15 protein-coding genes are annotated in these 18,235 nt (G+C 66.8%); 9 read left to right on the top strand and 6 right to left on the bottom strand.

The features are described from left to right. Window positions 1-68 precede the first annotated feature (68 nt). The gene (kbl, locus tag D5301_RS19100; protein WP_153856564.1) at window positions 69-1,277 is read right to left on the bottom strand and encodes a glycine C-acetyltransferase; all 1,209 of its coding nucleotides are present in this window, start codon (window positions 1,275-1,277) and stop codon (window positions 69-71) included. 210 nt (window positions 1,278-1,487) lie between these two features. Here kbl and D5301_RS19095 point away from each other — a divergent pair, with 210 nt between their 5' ends. Next, a complete protein-coding gene (locus D5301_RS19095) occupies window positions 1,488-2,183 on the top strand; it encodes a TorF family putative porin (protein ID WP_153856563.1) in 696 nt (231 codons plus the stop codon). Window positions 2,184-2,343: 160 nt separating this feature from the next. On the opposite strand, the gene tdh is transcribed toward D5301_RS19095, so the two are convergent. Beyond that, window positions 2,344-3,366: an L-threonine 3-dehydrogenase gene (gene tdh / locus D5301_RS19090; protein WP_010483949.1), complete on the bottom strand. Its 1,023-nt coding sequence runs from the start codon at window positions 3,364-3,366 to the stop codon at window positions 2,344-2,346. A gap of 512 nt (window positions 3,367-3,878) precedes the next feature. On the opposite strand from tdh, the gene D5301_RS19085 reads away from it, so the two are divergent. The 7 genes from D5301_RS19085 to D5301_RS19055 all read left to right on the top strand — a co-directional run bounded on the left by D5301_RS19085 (window position 3,879) and on the right by D5301_RS19055 (window position 12,448). Then, window positions 3,879-6,041, top strand: coding sequence for a S46 family peptidase (locus D5301_RS19085; RefSeq protein WP_153856562.1), 2,163 nt, complete (start codon window positions 3,879-3,881; stop codon window positions 6,039-6,041). Window positions 6,042-6,241: 200 nt separating this feature from the next. After that, window positions 6,242-6,886, top strand: coding sequence for a histidine phosphatase family protein (locus D5301_RS19080; protein WP_010483945.1), 645 nt, complete (start codon window positions 6,242-6,244; stop codon window positions 6,884-6,886). A 41-nt stretch (window positions 6,887-6,927) separates the two neighbouring features. Beyond that, entirely contained in the window at window positions 6,928-8,199 is a 1,272-nt protein-coding gene (gene folC, locus D5301_RS19075; RefSeq protein ID WP_324187354.1) for a bifunctional tetrahydrofolate synthase/dihydrofolate synthase, read from the top strand. 81 nt (window positions 8,200-8,280) lie between these two features. Further along, complete coding sequence (locus tag D5301_RS19070) at window positions 8,281-9,312, top strand: SPOR domain-containing protein (protein WP_324187353.1); 1,032 nt, start codon at window positions 8,281-8,283, stop codon at window positions 9,310-9,312. Between the two features lie 43 nt (window positions 9,313-9,355). After that, on the top strand, window positions 9,356-10,117 hold the full coding sequence (locus tag D5301_RS19065; protein ID WP_164162712.1) for a CvpA family protein: 762 nt from the start codon (window positions 9,356-9,358) through the stop codon (window positions 10,115-10,117). Window positions 10,118-10,147: 30 nt separating this feature from the next. After that, complete coding sequence (purF, locus tag D5301_RS19060) at window positions 10,148-11,614, top strand: amidophosphoribosyltransferase (protein ID WP_005408246.1); 1,467 nt, start codon at window positions 10,148-10,150, stop codon at window positions 11,612-11,614. Between the two features lie 9 nt (window positions 11,615-11,623). Beyond that, a complete protein-coding gene (locus D5301_RS19055) occupies window positions 11,624-12,448 on the top strand; it encodes a ferritin-like domain-containing protein (RefSeq protein WP_324187352.1) in 825 nt (274 codons plus the stop codon). A gap of 68 nt (window positions 12,449-12,516) precedes the next feature. On the opposite strand, the gene D5301_RS19050 is transcribed toward D5301_RS19055, so the two are convergent. Continuing rightward, window positions 12,517-13,974, bottom strand: coding sequence for a DUF2235 domain-containing protein (locus D5301_RS19050; RefSeq protein ID WP_153856559.1), 1,458 nt, complete (start codon window positions 13,972-13,974; stop codon window positions 12,517-12,519). A gap of 225 nt (window positions 13,975-14,199) precedes the next feature. Here D5301_RS19050 and D5301_RS19045 point away from each other — a divergent pair, with 225 nt between their 5' ends. Beyond that, window positions 14,200-15,453, top strand: coding sequence for a zinc-dependent metalloprotease (locus tag D5301_RS19045; RefSeq protein ID WP_110711200.1), 1,254 nt, complete (start codon window positions 14,200-14,202; stop codon window positions 15,451-15,453). Window positions 15,454-15,540: 87 nt separating this feature from the next. On the opposite strand, the gene lpxH is transcribed toward D5301_RS19045, so the two are convergent. The 3 genes from lpxH to D5301_RS19030 form a co-directional block, all read right to left on the bottom strand. Then, complete coding sequence (gene lpxH, locus D5301_RS19040) at window positions 15,541-16,287, bottom strand: UDP-2,3-diacylglucosamine diphosphatase (protein ID WP_110711202.1); 747 nt, start codon at window positions 16,285-16,287, stop codon at window positions 15,541-15,543. 66 nt (window positions 16,288-16,353) lie between these two features. Continuing rightward, window positions 16,354-16,893, bottom strand: coding sequence for a phosphatase PAP2 family protein (locus D5301_RS19035; protein WP_110711204.1), 540 nt, complete (start codon window positions 16,891-16,893; stop codon window positions 16,354-16,356). After that, window positions 16,874-18,019 carry a glycosyltransferase family 1 protein gene (locus D5301_RS19030; RefSeq protein WP_153856558.1) on the bottom strand — a complete coding sequence of 382 codons (1,146 nt, stop codon included), beginning with the start codon at window positions 18,017-18,019 and terminating at the stop codon, window positions 16,874-16,876. The genes D5301_RS19035 and D5301_RS19030 overlap by 20 nt, the downstream gene beginning before the upstream one ends. Between the last annotated feature and the right edge of the window lie 216 nt (window positions 18,020-18,235).

Here is an 18,235-nt window from a genome sequence, read left to right as displayed (position 1 = left end):
CCTTGGTCGGCACGCTTTGACAGGGTCGGAACCCTTTCCGCAGGAAAGGGATCCGACCCTGGTCGTGATCAGCCCTTGATCACGCCCAGCTCGACACCGATGCGGGTGAACGCATCGATCGCGCGGTCCAGATGCTCGCGGCTGTGCGCGGCGCTGATCTGGGTGCGGATGCGGGCCTGGCCCTTGGGCACCACCGGGAAGAAGAAGCCGATCGCGTAGATGCCTTCTTCCAGCAGGCGCTCGGCGAACTTCTGTGCCAGCGGCGCGTCGTACAGCATCACCGGGCTGATCGGGTGCACGCCCGGCTTCACGTCGAAACCGGCGGCGACCATCTTTTCGCGGAAGTAGCGGGTGTTCTCCACCAGGGCGCCACGCAGGTCGTCGGCGGCGGCCAGCATCTCGAATGCCTTGATGCCGGCGGCAACCACATGCGGCGGCAGCGAGTTGGAGAACAGGTACGGGCGCGAACGCTGGCGCAGCAGCTCGATCACCTCGGCGCTGGCGCAGGTGAAGCCGCCCAGTGCGCCGCCCATGGCCTTGCCCAGGGTGCCGGTGATGATGTCGATCTTCTCCAGCACGCCCTTCACTTCGGCCGAGCCGCGGCCGGTGGCACCGAGGAAGCCGGTGGCGTGGCATTCGTCGATGTGCACCAGGGCGTTGTACTTCTTCGCCAGCGCGGTGATCTCGTCCAGCGGGGCAATGAAGCCGTCCATCGAGAACACGCCGTCGGTGGTGATCAGCTTGGTCTTGCAGCCGGCGGCGTCGGCGGCCTGCAGCTGGGCTTCCAGGTCGGCCATGTCGCAGTTGGCGTAGCGGAAGCGCTTGGCCTTGCACAGGCGCACGCCGTCAATGATCGAAGCATGGTTCAGCGCATCGGAAATGATCGCGTCGTTCTCGCCGAGCAGCGGCTCGAACAGGCCGCCGTTGGCATCGAAGCAGGCGGCGTACAGGATGGTGTCCTGCTTGCCGAAGAAGTCGGCGATCTGCTTCTCCAGCTGCTTGTGCAGGTCCTGGGTACCGCAGATGAAGCGCACCGAGGCCATGCCGAAGCCGTGGGTATCCAGCGCGTCCTTGGCGGCCTGGATCAGGTCCGGATGGTCGGCCAGGCCCAGGTAGTTGTTGGCACAGAAATTCAGCACCTTGCGGCCGTCCTCGAGGGTGATCTCGGCCGACTGCGGGCTGGTGATGATCCGCTCGGACTTGAACAGGCCCTGGGCGCGGATGGCGTCCAGTTCCTCGGCGTAGTGGCGGGTCAGGGCGGAGGAGACGTCGGTCATGGCGTGGGCACGGCTCTGAACGGGGAAACCGCTGATTCTACCGGGCATCGTCGTCCACCGACCGGGCCGGATGGGGCGTCGCCACGGCCGGCACATGTTGCATCGCAATAGCAAACTTGTTAAGAATTCGTGAACCGGACCTGTCCCGTTCCGGCCGCTACACCCGCTCCCGCCTTCCACGCCACGCCACCGCCCCCACCGGAGACGCTCATGAAGCACGCCCGTGCCTGCCTCGCCATTGCCGCTGCCCTGACCCTGGCCGCCCCGTTCGCCGCCAGCGCCCAGGAAAACGAATCGCCGTACAGCTGGAACGTCACCGCTGTTTCCGATTACCTGTTCCGTGGTGTGTCGCAGACCGACGAGGATCCGACCCTGCAGGCCGGTTTCACCTACACCAGCCCGGTTGGCCTGTATGCCGGCGTTTGGGGTTCGGGCGTGGACTTCGGTGCAGGTGATCCGAAGACCGAGGTCGACTACCTGATCGGCTACGGCGTGGACGTCACCGAGCGCGTCAACGTCGACGTGCTGCTGAACCGCTACACCTACCTGAAGTCCAGCCACCAGAACTACAACGAGCTGATCACCACCACCACGCTGGATGACACCTACAAGCTGACGGTGGCCTACACCAACGATGTATGGAACAGCAGCACCGATGGCTGGTACTTCGGCCTGGGTGGCAGCTGGGGCCTGCCGAAGGACTTCACCCTGAATGCCAATGTCGGCCGCAGCACGTTTGAAGACGGCATTGCCAAGGATTACACCGACTGGAATGTCGGCGTTGAGCGCCAGTTCGGGATGGCCAAGGTCGGCCTGGGCTACTACGGTACCGACGGCAACGGCCGCGACAACTCCGGCAAGCTGGCGCACAGCCGCGTGCTGCTGACCGTGGCCATCGGTAACTGATGCGCCTTCGCTGATGTCCACGAAAAAGGCGCCCAATGGGCGCCTTTTTCAATTCCAGCCGCATGCCTTACCCCGGCTGGGGGAGAGCCCCCTTGTTGTTCAAGGGGGCGCGCCGACGGCGCGGGGATAAGGAAACCTGCGGGGGAATTGACCCGAAGGGTCAATTCCAGCTGAGCACAACCTTGCCGGCCTTGCCTTCTTCCATCAGGTCGAAGCCCTTCTGGAAGTCGTCGATCGGCAGCTGGTGGGTCATCACCTTGCCGAGCGGGAAGCCGGACAGCACCAGCTGGGTCATCTTGTACCAGGTCTCGTACATCTTGCGGCCGTAGATGCCCTGCACGGTCAGGCCCTTGAAGATGATCTTGTCCCAGTCGCAGCCGGCGCCCTTGGGCATGATGCCGAGCATGGCGATCTTGCCGCCGTGGTACATGCAGTCGAGCATGTCGTTGAACGCGCGCGGGTTGCCGCTCATTTCCAGGCCGACGTCGAAGCCCTCCATGTGCAGTTCCTTCATCACGTCCTTCAGCGACTGGTTGGCCACGTTGACCACGCGGGTAGCACCCATGTCGGCGGCCAGCTTCAGGCGGAAGTCGTTGACGTCGGTCACCACCACGTTGCGTGCACCGATGTGCTTGCAGATGCCGGCGGCGATGATGCCTATCGGACCGGCACCAGTGATCAGCACGTCCTCGCCAATCACGTTGAACTCCAGCGCACAGTGCGCGGCGTTGCCGTAGGGGTCGAAGAACGCAGCCAGCTCGGACGGGATCTGGTCCGGGATCGGCCACAGGTTGCTGGCCGGCATCACCATGTACTCGGCGAAGGCGCCGTTGACGTTGACGCCGATGCCGACAGTGTTCGGGCACAGGTGTGGGCGGCCGCCACGGCAATTGCGGCAGTGGCCGCAGACGATGTGGCCCTCGGCCGAGACGCGCTGGCCGATCTCGTAGCCGGTCACGGCCGAGCCGAGCGCGGCGACGCGACCGACGAATTCGTGGCCGATGGTCAGGCCCGGCTTGATGGTGCGCTGGCTCCACTCGTCCCACAGGTAGATGTGCAGGTCGGTACCGCAGATCGCGGTCTTCTCGAGCTTGATCAGGACCTCGTTCGGGCCCGGGGTCGGAACCGGAACTTCTTCCAGCCAGATGCCCTTGGCCGCTTCGCGCTTGACCAGGGCCTTCATCGTTTGCTGCGCCATCGGGGTGGAACTCATCAGGGGGAAAGCGCGGATTATAGGGTGCCGCGCGGATTTCCCATGTTGCGCTGCGGGTGCAGTGGCGGAACGAAAGGCGTGCGCCGGCGGGCGTTTCGAACGTACTGCGAACAGCGGTGTCGCTTCGCTCGCCGGGCATGGCTCGGCGCTACCGTCCGAGGCCAGGGGACTGTGGGGAGGCGAGAGGCCAGGCCGATGCAGGACCGTGAGCGCCATGGATGGCGCGACCGAGCCCCCATGGGTGAGGGCGCTTTGCTTGCGGAGCACTGCTTCGCAAGCGCCCGAACGCACAGCCGCCAGCGGCTGGGCCGGGCCGCGGAGCGGGGTTTACGGCGTGTCCTGCATCGGCCTGGCCTCTCGCCTCTGACCGATCGCAATGGAGACGCTGAACGGTGGAAGCACCTGATTGCATGACTTCCGGGGTTCGGGCCGGGGCAGGGCGGCGGGCTACAATCGAGGGTTCCACTACCAGGGGCCGCTCCATGCGCTCGAACCTGCTTGCATTCTCCATCGTCGCCAGCCTCGGGCTGGCCCAGGTCGCCCATGCCGCTGAAGGCATGTGGGTGCCGCAGCAGCTGCCGGAAATCGCCGGCCCGTTGCAGAAGGCCGGCCTGAAGCTGTCCCCGGAACAGCTGTCCAACCTGACCGGCGACCCGATGGGCGCGGTCGTCGCCCTCGGCGGCTGCACCGCCAGCTTCGTCTCGCCGCAGGGCCTGGTGGTCACCAACCACCACTGCGCGTATGGCGCCATCCAGCTGAATTCGACCGCGCAGAAGAACCTGATCAAGGACGGCTTCAACGCGCCGACCCTGAAGGACGAACTGAGTGCCGGCCCGAACGCCCGCGTGTTCGTGCTCGACCAGATCACCGACGTCACCGCCCAGGCCAAGGCTGCCATTGCCGGCGCCGGCAGCGACCCGCTGGCCCGCAGCCGCGCGCTGGACGCGTTCGACAAGGCCCAGGTCGCCGCCTGTGAAGCCGATGCCGGCTTCCGCTGCCGCCTGTACAGCTTCTCCGGCGGCAATACCTACCGCCTGTTCCGCAACATGGAAATCAAGGACGTGCGCCTGGTCTACGCGCCCCCGGGCAGCGTCGGCAAGTTCGGTGGCGACGTCGACAACTGGATGTGGCCGCGCCACACCGGCGACTTCTCGTTCTACCGCGCCTACGTGGGCAAGGATGGCAAGCCGGCTGCCTTCGCCGCCGACAACGTGCCGTACCAGCCCAAGCACTTCCTGAAGTTCGCCGACCAGCCGCTGGGCGCCGACGACTTCGTGATGGTGGCCGGCTACCCGGGCCGCACCAACCGCTACGCCCTGGCCGGCGAGTTCAACGAAACCGCCAGCTTCACCTACCCGACCATCGCCAAGCACTACAACGCAGTGCTGAAGATGATCGCCGATGCCGGCAAGGCCGACGCCGACGTCAAGGTGAAGTACGCCGCCACGGCCGCCAGCATGAACAACGTGGCCAAGAACTACCTGGGCCAGCTGGAAGGCTTCAAGCGCATCGACGCCGCCGGCCAGAAGCAGGCTGAAGAAGCCGCCGTACTGGCGTGGCTGAAGAAGCAGGGCGCTGCCGGCAAGCCGGCCCTGGCGGCACACGCGCAGCTGCTCAAGCATCTGGATACCAGCAAGTCGACCCGCGAACGCGACCTGTTCGTCGGCCAGTTCAACAACACCTCGGCCGTCGGCGCAGCGATCACCCTGTACCGCCTGTCGATCGAGCGCAGCAAGCCGGATGCCGAACGCGAGGCCGGTTACCAGGAACGCGACCTGACCACCATCGAAGGTGGCCTGAAGCAGATGGACCGTCGCTACGTGGCGAAGATGGACCAGCAGCTGCAGACCTACTGGCTGGACCAGTACGTGGCCCTGCCGGCCGCGCAGCGCGACAACGAAGTGCTGAACAAGTGGCTGGCCGGCAGCGATGCCGCTGCGGTCAAGTCGCTGGTGAACAAGCTGGGCGGCACCGAGCTGGGCAGCCTGGACACCCGCCTGAAGTGGTTCAAGGCCGACCGTGCCGCGTTCGAAGCCAGCAATGATCCGGCCATCCAGTACGCCGTGGCCGTCATGCCGGCGCTGCTGAAGCAGGAAGAGCAGCGCAAGATCCGCGAAGGCGAATCGCTGACCGCGCGTCCGCTGTACCTGCAGGCCGTGGCCGACTACAAGAAGAGCCAGGGTGAGTTCGTCTACCCGGACGCCAACCTGTCGCTGCGCATCACCTTCGGCAACGTCATGGGCTATGGCAAGGATGGCGTGAAGTACACCCCGTTCACCACCCTGGAAGGCGTGGTGGCGAAGGAAACCGGTGAAGATCCGTTCGATTCGCCGAAGGCGCTGCTCGATGCGGTCAAGGCCAAGCGTTACGGCGGCCTGGAAGACAAGCGCATTGGTTCGGTGCCGGTGAACTTCCTGTCCAACCTGGATATCACCGGTGGCAACTCGGGTTCGCCGGTGCTGGACGCCAACGGCAAGCTGGTCGGCCTGGCCTTCGACGGCAACTGGGAATCGGTCAGCTCCAACTGGGTGTTCGACCCGGTGATGACCCGCATGATCGCCGTCGACAGCCGCTACATGCAGTGGATCATGCAGGAAGTGGCACCGGCGCCGCAGCTGCTGAAGGAACTGAACCTGGCGAAATAAACCGGTTGCGGTAGTGCCGGCCGCTGGCCGGCAACCTCGACCAGATAGCCGGAGTTTCCGAAACCCCGCGACCCACGTCGCGGGGTTTTTTCATGCCCGGCCCGGCCCGGTGCGCCGAACAGGTATCATCCCTGTTCCGCGCACTTCACAGGATGTGAACGAAACGCGGAAACCTCCTCCCCCCAGGACCCCTTGCACGCATGCGCATCCTGCTTGCCCGCCACGGCGAAACGCCGTGGAACGCCGAAGGCCGCTACCAGGGCCAGATCGATATTCCGCTTTCGCCGATCGGCGAAGCCCAGGCCCAGGCACTGGGTGCCCGCCTGGCCTCGGTCGACATCACCCGTGCCGTCGCCTCGCCGCTGTCGCGCGCGCAGCGCACCGCACAGCTGGCGCTTGGCGCCGCGCGTGCCGACATGCTGCTGACCGAGCCGGAGCTGCAGGAAATCGCCCACGGTGAGTGGGAAGGGCTGCTGGCCAGCGAAATCAACGAGAAGGATCCGTCGCGCCTGCAGGCCTGGCGCGAGGAGCCCGATACCGTGCTGATGCCCGGCGGCGAATCGCTGCGCCTGGTGCTGGAACGCAGCTGGCGTGGCCTGGCCCGTGCCACCGAAGGCCTCGGCGAGCACGACACCCTGCTGGTGGTTGCCCATGACGCGGTCAATCGCGTGATCCTGTGCAAGGTGCTGGGCCTGCCGATTTCCCGCCTGTGGACCTTCCGCCAGGCGCCGACCACGCTCAACCTGCTCGAAGGCGCCGACCTGGACAGCCTGGAAGTGGTGCGCCTGAACGACTGCGCCCACCACACGCCGTTCTTCGGCGAAGCCAAGCACCGCGCCCTCTGACCCGCCACACCGAACCACCTGTACCTGTTGGAAGCACTGCCGTGACGAACCCCCCGACCACCCTGGCCGACTGGCTGGATTACATTGAACGCCAGCACCCGGCGAGCATCGACATGGGCCTGGAGCGCGTGCGCGCCGTGGCCACGGCGATGGGTCTTGGCGCCCCGGGCGGGCGCACCATCGTGGTCGGTGGCACCAACGGCAAGGGCTCCACCGTGGCCTTCATCGAGGCCATCGGCCGTGCTGCCGGTTGGAAGGTCGGCGCATACACCTCGCCGCATCTGCTGCGCTACAACGAACGTGTGCGCATCGATGGCCAGGATGTCGACGATGCGGCGTTGGTTGCTGCGTTCAATGCCGTCGAAGCGGCACGCGGCGACACCACGCTGACCTATTTCGAGTACGGCACGCTCGCTGCTTTGCAGCTGTTCGCCGAGGCAGAGCTGGACCTGGCGGTGCTGGAAGTGGGCCTGGGTGGCCGCTTGGATGCGGTCAACATCATCGATGCCGACGTGGCGGTGATCACCACCGTGGACATTGACCACGCCGAGTGGCTGGGCGAGGACCGCGAGGCGATCGGTACCGAGAAGGCCGGCATCATCCGCGGCTGGAAGCCGGTGATCCTGGGTGAGACCGATCCGCCGTCGAGCGTGCTGGCGCGTGCCTATCTGGTCGGTGCCAACGCGATCCGCGGCGGCAGCGACTATTTCTATGAACCGATTGATGCCCAGCGCTGGCGCTGGCGTGATGTCGGCCTGCGCATGGAACTGCCGACCCCGGCGCTGGCCGGCCCGATCCAGCTGGCCAACGCCGGTGCCGCCATCGCCGCGCTGCGCGCGCTGGACAAGCCGGTGCCGCGTGCGGCGTGGGCCGCGGGTATCGCGGCAGCGCGCATCTCCGGCCGCATGCAGGCGTTCGAGCGTGACGGTGTGCAGATCCGCGTGGACGTAGGCCACAACCCGCAGGCTGCCGGCCAGCTGGCGCGCGCGCTGAAGGCCGAAGTGTCAGCCGGCCGCACCCTGGCGGTGTACGCCGCGTTGCAGGACAAGGACGCGGCGGGTGTGGTGCAGGCACTGCAGGACGTGGTGGGCGAGTGGACCCTGGCTGGCCTGGACGGCCCGCGCGGGCAGAGCGCCCAGCAGCTGCAGGCACGCCTGACCGGTACGGCTGCGGCCAAGGCACAGCGGGCCGGTACCGTTGAACAGGCGCTGGCGCAGGTGTTGTCACAGTCCGAGCGGGGGGACCGTGTGCTGGTATTCGGCTCCTTCCATACCGCCGCTGCGGCCCTGCAGTGGCTGCAGGGCGACGCCTGATCCGCGTTCAGCCAACGCCGACGCCGGCCGGTCCGGCACCCGTATAATCGACGGCAATCTCCGGACAGTTGCCTGCCTCACGTGGATACGCCTCTGAAACAGCGTCTGATTGGTGCCATCGTGCTGGTGGCACTGGCCGTGATTTTCCTGCCGATGCTGGTCAAGGGACCCGCGCCCGACAGCGGTGTCGCCAATGTGCCGATCGCCGCACCGGATGCGCCGGCCGATGGCCAGTTCGAAACCCGTGAGTTGCCGCTGGTCGCCCCGGCGGGCGGTGCCACCGGCCTGCAGACCGGTCAGGCCAAGCCGCTGCAGGAGGCTGCCACGCCGGCTACGCCGCCGACCGTGGATACCTCGCCGGCGGTTGCCGCCGGCAACTACGCCGTCACCTTCGGCGCCTACGGCAGCAAGGCCGACGCCGATGCGGTGATCGCCTACCTGAAGCGCTCGCAGCTGCCGGGCTTCGCCGAAACGGCCACCATCAACGGCCGCCAGGCATGGCGCGTGCGCGTTGGACCTTACGCCGACCGTGCCCAGGCCGAAGCGGCCCGCCTGCAGGCGGTGAAGATCCGCGCCGATGTGAAGGCCGAAGTCATCGCCCTGGACGCAGCAGCGGGTAACAGTGCCGCCGTTGCCGCTACGCCGGCCTCACCCGGCACCAGTACTCCGGCCGCAGCCACCGCGCCGTCGGCCAGTGGCAATCCCGTGCGCAGCGAAAGCCTGCCGCCGAGCACGCCGACCACCACGCCGGCCGCCAAGCCGGAACCGCCGAAGCCGGCGCCGAAGCCGGAGGCTTCAAAGCCCGAGCCGAAGCCGGAGGTCACGGCCAGCAAGCCGGCCACGGCTCCGACCACGCCGGCAGCACCGGCCGCCAGCGGCGTCGGTTTTGCCGTGCAGCTGGGCGCGTTCGGTCAGGCCAACGATGCCAATGCCCTGCGCGACAAGGTCCGTGCCGCCGGCTTCAGCGCCTTCGTCGAGCAGGTGCGCACCGAAAAGGGCACCCTGCATCGCGTCCGCGTCGGGCCAGTGGCCAATCGCGCCGATGCCGAGCAGTTGAAGGCACAGGTCGCCGCCAAGGTCGGCGTGGCCGGCATGGTCCGACCGCACCCGTGATCCAGCGTGTTGCCCGCCGTCGTCACTGGCAGGAGCGGGCTGCGTGATCGATATCGTGCTGGGCGTGCTGATCGGCGCCTCCGTATTGTTCGGTTTCATCCGTGGCTTCGTGGGCACGGTGGTTGCGCTGGTGTCGTGGCTGCTGGCCGGCTGGATGGCCTTCACCTTCGGCAACGAGGCCTCGCACTGGTGGGCGGCACCGCAGCCACCCGGCACCGGCCATTACCTGGCCGGGTACCTCGGTGTCTTCGTTCTGACCGTCGTGGTGGTTGGGTTGGTCGGGCTGCTGCTGAAGGCCGCGATCAAACTGACCCTGCTGGGCGGCGTCGACCGCCTGCTGGGCGGCACCCTGGGCCTGGTGCGCGGTTTGTTCTTCGCCAGCATCCTGTTGTTGCTGGCCGGATTCACTGCGTTGCCGGGCGAACCGGCCTGGCAGCAGTCGCAGCTGCGGCCGCTGCTGCAGCCTGCCGTGGCGTGGATGCAGGCCCAGCTGCCGCATCTGGACAACGTGCTGCCGCAGTCGCTGCCCTTGGAGGCCCTGCTGCCAGAGCGCCTGCCCTTGCCTCTGGACGAGATCACCCCATCTTCGCAGCAAGTGTTGGGCAAGCCGGCGGCGACAGGCGATAATGGCGTCCTCAACCAGGTAGTGGCGGGCGGCGGATGGCCGCGGCCCGTGGAGATGGAGCAGGAGCCCGCACGGGCCTCCACACTGCCCAGCAACATCGAGCCGGCGCCCGTGCGCCCGGCACGGCCCGCGCCAGCCGCGGACGGAATCCACGGCCAGGTACGGCCACCTTCCCTGTAACTGGGCGCAGCCCAGCGGAGACCTCGCACCATGTGTGGCATCGTCGGAATCGTCGGCAACCAGAACGTCGCCGGGCAGTTGTATGACGGCTTGACCGTTCTCCAGCATCGCGGCCAGGATGCGGCGGGCATCGCCACGGCCAATGGCAGCCGCCTGCGGGTGCAGAAGGCCACCGGCCTGGTCCGCGATGTGTTCGATGCACGCACCATGTCCACCCTGGAAGGCAGCGTCGGCATCGCCCATGTGCGCTACCCGACGGCCGGCTCGGAAGGCATGGACGAGGCGCAGCCGTTCTACGTGAACTCGCCGTACGGCATCGCGCTGGCCCACAACGGCAACCTGATCAACACCGAGGCGCTGCGCCAGCAGGTGTTCGAACAGGACCGCCGCAACGTCAACACCGATTCGGACAGCGAAGTGCTGCTGAACGTGTTCGCCTATGAACTGGAGCAGCAGCGCCAGCTGAGCCCGGAAGCCGCGATCCGCGCGGTGGCCGGCGTGCACCGCCGCTGCAAGGGTGGCTATGCGGTGGTCAGCGTGGTGCTGGGCCTGGGCCTGGTCGCCTTCCGCGATCCGCATGGCATCCGGCCGCTGGTACTGGGCAAGCGCAGCCACGCCGAAGGTGACGAGTACATCGTCGCCTCCGAGTCGGCCGCGCTGGACGTGCTGGGCTTCCAGCGCGTGCGCGACGTGCAGCCTGGCGAAGCGCTGGTGATCACCGCGCGCGGCGAGCTGTTCTCGGAAATCTGCGCCGAGCCGGCCGAGCACACCCCGTGCATCTTCGAATACGTGTACTTCGCGCGTCCGGATTCGATGATCGACAACGTCTCGGTGCACAAGGCGCGCATGCGCATGGGCATCAAGCTGGGCGAGAAGATCCTGCGCCTGCGCCCGGACCACGACATCGACACCATCATCCCGATCCCGGACACCTCGCGCGATGCCGCGCTGGAAATCTCCAACGTGCTGGGGGTGAAGTACCGCGAAGGCTTCATCAAGAACCGCTACATCGGCCGCACCTTCATCATGCCGGGGCAGGGCGAGCGCGTGAAGTCGGTGCGCCGCAAGCTCAACCCGATCCACCTGGAGTTCCGCAACCGCGTGGTGCTGCTGGTGGACGACTCGATCGTGCGTGGCACCACCAGCCAGCAGATCGTGCAGATGGCCCGCGATGCGGGCGCGCGCAAGGTCTACCTGGCCAGCGCGGCACCGCCGGTGCGCTACCCGAACATCTACGGCATCGACATGCCGGCGGCCGAGGAACTGGTCGCGCACAACCGCACCGTGGAAGAGATCGAAGCCCACCTGGGCTGCGACTGGCTGATCTACCAGGACCTGGAAGACATGGAAGCGGCGGTGAGCGAGGGCAACCCGGCGCTGCGCAACTTCGATTCGTCCTGCTTCAACGGCCACTACCCGACGGGTATCGAGCCGGGCTACTTCGAGCGCATCCAGCAGCTGCGTTCGGACGACGCCAAGCACAAGCGCCGCGCCTGAGGTCCAGGCGTGGTTGCGGTGCCCGATGTTGGAGGTGACCTGCTGCGCGCGGCGCAGCAGTGCCTGGCTGAAGCCGACCCGCTGCGCAAGGTCGCGCTGACCCAGGCGTATGCGGCCGCGTTCCGTGCCGGTCGCCTGAAGGTGGCCGCCGATGCGCCGCCGCCGGAGCCGATCTGCATGCCGGGCCGGCCGGCACGGCTGGTGCTGGTGCATCCGCGCGAAGTGCCGCGGCGCGGACTGGGCGGCGTGGAAGGGCGTGCCGCCTTCATCCACGCCATCGCCCATATCGAACTCAACGCGATCGACCTGGCCTGGGATGCGGTGTACCGCTTCCGCGGCCTGCCGTCGGCCTTCCATGCCGACTGGGTCAGCTGTGCCGACGACGAGTCGCGGCACTTCATGCTGCTGCGCGAGCGGCTGCAGGTGCACGGCCACGACTACGCCGATTTTCCCGCGCACAACGGCCTGTGGGAAATGTGCGAAAAGACGGCGCACGATGGCCTGGCACGCATGGCGCTGGTGCCGCGCGTGCTGGAGGCGCGCGGCCTGGACGTGACACCGGGCATGATCGAGAAGCTGCGCAATGTCGGTGATGGCGAAACCGCCGATGTGCTGGAAGTGATCCTGCGCGAGGAAGTGGCGCACGTCGCCGCCGGTTCCCGCTGGTACCGCTGGTACTGCGATCGCGCCGGTGTCGAGCCGCGTGCGCGTTTCAAGGAACTGCTGGTGGAGTACGCCGGCGGCTACCTGCATGGGCCATTCAACATCGAAGCGCGCCTGCTGGCCGGGTTCGATGCGGATGAGCTGGCCAACCTGGTTGAACAGGCCGGTTGAAGAAAAGGGGACGGAGGGGATTAAGTCGTTTGTGGCACAAACGACTTAATCCCCTCCGTCCCCTTTTTTCATGCGTTCGGCAACACCACGCGCTTGCCATCCACTGTCGGCCGGTTGATGTAGAACAGGCCGGGACCCGGCCGGTAGGGCAGTTCGTTGACGCCGGCATCGGCGGCGTAGGTCAGTGCGGTATCGCCCAACGCATCGAAATTCCAGTGCGCGGACTGCATCAGGTAGCGTCTGCGCAGCAGCGCCTCCTGGGTCTGGGTCAGCGCCTGTCCGGCCACCAGCCGCCGTGCGATCGGCTGCAGCGCCGACGGCAGTTCCCAACCGGGAACATCGGCGGCGTTGGCGACCCATTGCACGCCTGCATCGATCGCATGCTGCTGCATCACCTGCAGCGCGATCAGCTGGTAACGCCAGTCGATGCGCCGACGCAGCACCACGGCAGCGGTGACGTACAGCACGGGTGACAGCAGCACACTGCGGCTGCCGGCGCGACGCTGCTGCTGCCACTGGTGCCAGACATCCACCCAGATCTCCTTTTCACCCACGCCCAGCTGCTGCCGCCAGCGTTCGGCGTCGGCCTGCGTTTCGGCGTAGGCCGTGGTGGCCTGCAGCAACGCCAGTGGAGGGACCTGGTAGTCGGAAACCGCTGGGCGACGCAGCTGCTGCCGGCGTGGACGGCTGAGCAGCTTGGGCCCTTCTTCCAGCTGGTTGTAGCCACCGCCGATGTTGGCGTGCACGCCGGGCAGGGCGATCTCGGTGAACGTTGGCGCGACGCTGGTCAATGGATAGTGTTGGCGATGCTCGTCGCGCGCGGCCAGTTGCACGACGTGTGCCGCGATGCCACTGCGCAGGGCGAGCTGCGGGTGTTCATCGGCGCGGCCACCATTGACTGCAACCACGGTGTCGAACAGTCCGATGAAGCGCAGCACCGGCGTGACGGCGGCGAAGTCCGCAGTGCAGGGCAGGCCGGCGCCCTGCAGCAGCTGGCGCCAGCGCGCGCTGTCCCAGGCCTGCAGCTGGTTTGCGATATCACGTGCCGCGGCAGCACCGCGCGAATAGCCGAACAGATCCAGCTGCACGCCACGCAGCGGTCGCTGCCAGCGCGCGGACAGCTCGGCCAGTGCCGCCGGCAGCAGCACCTGCATCGCGCGCTGCACTTTCGCGCGAACGCCACTGGCACCGATGCCGAAGGCCAGTCCGATCAGATCGTCATCGGCATCATCGCGGGTCCCCACGCCCTCGACATAGATCGACAGCGAAGGCGCGGCCATCGCATCGCGGCGGCTGTCCGGATACAGCTGCTGCAGGCGCGCGATGTTGGTCAGGCCGTTGTCGTAGCTGCTGGTCAGCCGGCTCTGGTAGGTCGAATCATCATCCGCGCGCAGCTGCGCCGGGCGTGGCTGCGGAACCTGTGGGCGACCGCGTGCCAGGTTGTGTGCGTTGTTGCGGGTGCCATCGAAGAACAGGCCGATCCGCAGCAAGCCGACATCTTCGTCCGTGTCCTGCGATGGTGCCATGTGCATTCCCCGTCGTGGCTGCGTCACGGTAGCGCGAAAGCGGTGTATTGGCGAAGTGTAGTGACGCTTTTGACCTTACTTAACGCAGATGCGGTCGATCACAGTTCCTGATTTTCATTCCCATCTTCTATTGAATTCACACGACCCGCGCAGGCCAGATGGCCAGACCCGGTAGACCCGGGCGTGCTGCATCAACGCTGTTCACATCATTCAAGGAGCGACGCAATGTTGTCCAGATCGATTGGCAAAGCGGCAGGTGGCCTGGTGTTGGGTTTGTCGGTGGCAGCGGCCGCGCATGCGGCACCGTTGTTCGAGCCGGTGACGGTCATCAGCCGCGCATCGGCAAACAGTGAGCCCGCGCTGGGCAAGCTGCTGGCCACCCCGTCCACCGCGACGGTACAGGAAGTGCGTGTCGACGCTGCTGCCACTGCGCAGCCGCAGCTGGAGTTCGAACTGCTTGGCCAGCGCGTGCAGGCGGTACGCAGCAAGGTTGAAGCCCTGCCCGATGGCGGCAGCATCTGGTACGGCCAGTTGCGCTCGCCGTCCGATCGGCTGACTGCCGCCACTTCGAACGGCCAGGATGATCCTGGTAATTCAGTGATCCTGGTGCGTTCGGGCAACACCCTCACCGGTTCGATCCGCAAGGACGGCAAGCTGTATCGCCTGCGCCCACTGGGCAACCGCCATGTACTGGTGGAAGTGGATGAATCGCGGATGCCGGCCGACCATCCGGCCGACTACAACCAGCTGCCGAAAATCCCGATGGGCAACAATGACCGCATCGGCATCGCGCAGGCCTCGTCCGGTACCCCGGCCACCATCCGCGTGCTGGTGGTGGCGACCAATGCCGCCGTCGCCGCCTATGGCGGCAACATGCAGTCGCTGGTGCAGCTGGCGGTGGCCGAATCCAACCAGGGCTACGTCAACAGCAACGTGGGCATCACCCTGCAGCTGGCCGGCTATGAAACCACCAGCTACACCGAATCCGGCAACTTCACTACCGACCTGACCCGCTTCCGCAACACCAGCGACGGCTACATGGACAGCATCCACACCAGCCGCAACAACACTGCGGCCGATGTCGGCGTGCTGCTGATCAACAACACGAGCTACTGCGGGTTGGCCTCGGGCATCGGTTCGACGGCATCGACGGCGTTCGCGGCGGTGTACTGGGATTGCGCGACCGGCTATTACTCCTTCGCGCATGAGATCGGCCACCTGCAGAGTGCGCGGCACGATATCGCCAGTGATCCCAGCACGTCGCCCTATGCCTATGGGCACGGTTATCGCTACGAGCCGTCCTCCGGTTCGCGCTGGCGCACGATCATGGCTTATGACTGCTCGGCCGGCTGCCCGCGCCTGAACTACTGGTCCAACCCGAACATCAACTACAACGGCATCCCGATGGGCAATGCCAGCACCGCCGACAACCAGCGCGTGCTGGTCAATACCAAGGCCACCATCGCGGCCTTCCGCTGAGGCCAAACGCCGACCGAGGTCGGCGTCTACCCGGGTGCGTTCACCTGCCCTGGTAGATGCCAACCTTGGTTGGCACCCTGCGATCCATCATTCGCGCGGCAGGGTATCCAGCGTCCAGCCGCTGGCATCCACGCGCAGCACCGAACCCTGTTCGTACCAGTCACCCAGCACGATGCGGGTGCAGGCACGGCCACCGGCCTGCAGGCTGTGCACCGCCGGGCGGTGGGTGTGGCCATGGATCATGGTATCCACGCCATGGCGCACGAAGGTGGCATCGACTTCGGCCGGCGCCACATCGGTGACGGACTCGAACTGCGCACGATCATCCTGCTTCATTTCCGACTGGCGGGCCTGGCTGGCGTCGCGCGCTTTCTGCGCGAAGGCGATGCGTGCGGCCAGCGGCTGCGACAGGAACTGGGCCTGGAACACCGGATCGCGCGTCTGTGCGCGGAACTGCTGGTAGGGAATGTCGTCGGTACACAGCAGGTCACCGTGCTGCAGCAGTACCGGACGGCCGTACAGCTCGATCACGCAGGGGTCGGGCAGGATGCGCAGGCCGGCACGGCGCGCGTAGTCCTCACCGAGCAGGAAATCACGGTTGCCGCGGATGAAATACACCGGCACACCGCTGTCGGACAGTACCTTCAGCGCATCGGCCACCGCATCGGCAGCGGGCGAGGGCGTATCGTCGCCGATCCAGGCTTCGAACAGGTCGCCGAGGATGTACAGCGCGTCGGCGCCGGGCGCCTGCTCGCGCAGGAAGCGCAGGAACAGGTCGGTGATCTCCGGACGGCTGGGGTCCAGGTGCAGGTCGGAAATGAACAACGTGGTCATGCCCGCATTCTAGGCCATCAACGATGACGGTAGCGGCCCGGGCCGCGCCGTCAGGCCCGGCGGCGATCACACCGGCAGCGGCAACCAGGCCAGGCTGGCCGAGGCAAGCACGGTGGCGATGCCGGTGGCGGCAAGCACATCCGAGGGATAGTGCAGGCCGAGCACCACCCGCGACAGCGCGACGCCGGCGGTGAACGGCACCAGCAGCGGCGCCAGCCACGGGTAGTAGGCCAGCGCGACGATGGTGAACGACACCGCGTGCAGGGTGTGCCCGGAGGGGAAGCTGAATTCGTCCAGGGGTGCCACCCAGGCGCGGATACGCAGGTCCGCCGCGTACGGGCGCGGGCGCCGGGTCCAGCGCTTGAGGCCCTTGTACAGCAGCAGCGCGGCCAGGCCGGTGGCGGCCATGTGCACCGATGCGCGCAGGCCGTCGAAGCCATCAAGCAGCACCAGTGCCCCCATCAGCACATACCAGAACACGCCATCGCCGAGCCGGCTGATGACCGAGAACAGGCGGCGCACACGGCGGCGCCGGCAGTAGTGGTTGGCCCGTCGGCACAGGCGTGCTTCGCGGTCGGCCAGCAGCTCAAGCCGCGTGGTGCGCATGGCCGCTCCTCCGCGACAGGGCCAGTTCGGCCAGCAGGGCATCGAACTCCGCCACCACCTGCTGTGGATGCAGGCGCTTCATCGCGCGCGCGGCGTTGCCGCCCAGCATCTGCCGCTGCGCGTCATCCGCCGCCAGTTGCACCGCGGCTTCGATGAACTGCTCGTCGCTGTCCACCGCTGCGCCATTCTCACCGCTGCGCAGGTACTCACGGGCGGCGCCATAGTCGAAGGCCACGGTGGCCACACCGCTGGCCATGCTTTCCAGAGTCACGTTGCCGAAGGTCTCGCTGCGGCTGGGGAACAGGAACAGATCGCCGCTGGCGAAATGCCGGGCAAGCGCGTCGCCGCGCTGGATGCCGCAGAAGATGAAGTCGGGGTTTTCATGCGCCAGTTTTTCGCGGGCAGGGCCATCACCCACCCACACGAAGCGGGCCTTCGGACGGATCTGCTGCAACCGACGGAAGGCTTTCACGGCCAGACCGAGGTTCTTTTCCGCGGCGATGCGGCCAACATAGATCGCCACCAGGCCGTTGCCGTCCACGCCCCATTCCTCGCGCAGCGCAGGATCACGCCGGTTCGGATCGAACTGCTGGCTGTCGACTGCACGTGCCAGCAGGCGTACGCGTTCGAAGCCCTGCTCGCCGAGGAACTGCTGCAGCTCGCGCGTGGGCACCAGGGTCGCATCGGCCTGGTTGTGGAAGCGGCGCATCCAGCGCATCGCGGCTGCCTGCAGCCAGGCCACGCCGTAGTCGGGCAGGTATTCGTCGAAGCGGGTGTGGAAGCCACTGGCGACCGGAATGCCGAGACGCCGTGCGGTGCGCACGGCCGACCAGCCCAACGGACCTTCGGTGGCGACATACACGGCATCCGGCCGTTGTTGCTGCCAATGGCGACCGAGACGGATCGGTGCCGGCAGGCCGAAGCGCAGCCCGGGGTAGCGTGGCAGGGCGGCGCCGGGAACCAGCAGGGTGCCCGGTGCGGAGTCCAACGATTCGCTGGACTGGCGCGGCCGGATCAGGTCGATCTCATGACCGGAATTGCGCAGTCCCTGTTCCAGGCCCTGCACGGTGAGGGCAACGCCGTTCACTTCCGGCGGATAGGTCTCGGTGACGATGGCATAGCGCATGGCGGGCCTCCGGTTTTCCGGCATGCTCGGGCCTGGCGATGTAGCCGATATGACCACTTTGCGACCGCCAGATGACGCGGGTTGGGCCCGCGTGCCACCACGGCCCGGAAGGGCCGTGGTGGGGGACGCGTGCGGTGCGTGGATCAGAAGCGCTGCTGGTATTTCATGTAGATGAAACGGCCGATGTCGAAGCCACCGTAGTAGGAGAACAACGAG

The organism is Stenotrophomonas sp. MH181796 (genome assembly GCF_009659995.1).
Lineage (GTDB): Bacteria > Pseudomonadota > Gammaproteobacteria > Xanthomonadales > Xanthomonadaceae > Stenotrophomonas > Stenotrophomonas riyadhensis.
This window is presented reverse-complemented; position numbering and strand designations above follow the sequence as displayed.

Bases quoted from the DNA above. Each gene is read 5' to 3' on its own strand.
- D5301_RS19085 (WP_153856562.1), top strand. From the start codon at position 3,879: ATGCGCTCGAACCTGCTTGCATTCTCCATCGTCGCCAGCCTCGGGCTG.
- D5301_RS19035 (WP_110711204.1), bottom strand. From the start codon at position 16,893: ATGCGCACCACGCGGCTTGAGCTGCTGGCCGACCGCGAAGCACGCCTG.
- D5301_RS19030 (WP_153856558.1), bottom strand. From the start codon at position 18,019: ATGCGCTATGCCATCGTCACCGAGACCTATCCGCCGGAAGTGAACGGC.
- D5301_RS19095 (WP_153856563.1), top strand. From the start codon at position 1,488: ATGAAGCACGCCCGTGCCTGCCTCGCCATTGCCGCTGCCCTGACCCTG.
- D5301_RS19045 (WP_110711200.1), top strand. From the start codon at position 14,200: ATGTTGTCCAGATCGATTGGCAAAGCGGCAGGTGGCCTGGTGTTGGGT.
- tdh (WP_010483949.1), bottom strand. From the start codon at position 3,366: ATGAAGGCCCTGGTCAAGCGCGAAGCGGCCAAGGGCATCTGGCTGGAA.
- D5301_RS19080 (WP_010483945.1), top strand. From the start codon at position 6,242: ATGCGCATCCTGCTTGCCCGCCACGGCGAAACGCCGTGGAACGCCGAA.
- purF (WP_005408246.1), top strand. From the start codon at position 10,148: ATGTGTGGCATCGTCGGAATCGTCGGCAACCAGAACGTCGCCGGGCAG.
- kbl (WP_153856564.1), bottom strand. From the start codon at position 1,277: ATGACCGACGTCTCCTCCGCCCTGACCCGCCACTACGCCGAGGAACTG.
- lpxH (WP_110711202.1), bottom strand. From the start codon at position 16,287: ATGACCACGTTGTTCATTTCCGACCTGCACCTGGACCCCAGCCGTCCG.
- D5301_RS19050 (WP_153856559.1), bottom strand. From the start codon at position 13,974: ATGGCACCATCGCAGGACACGGACGAAGATGTCGGCTTGCTGCGGATC.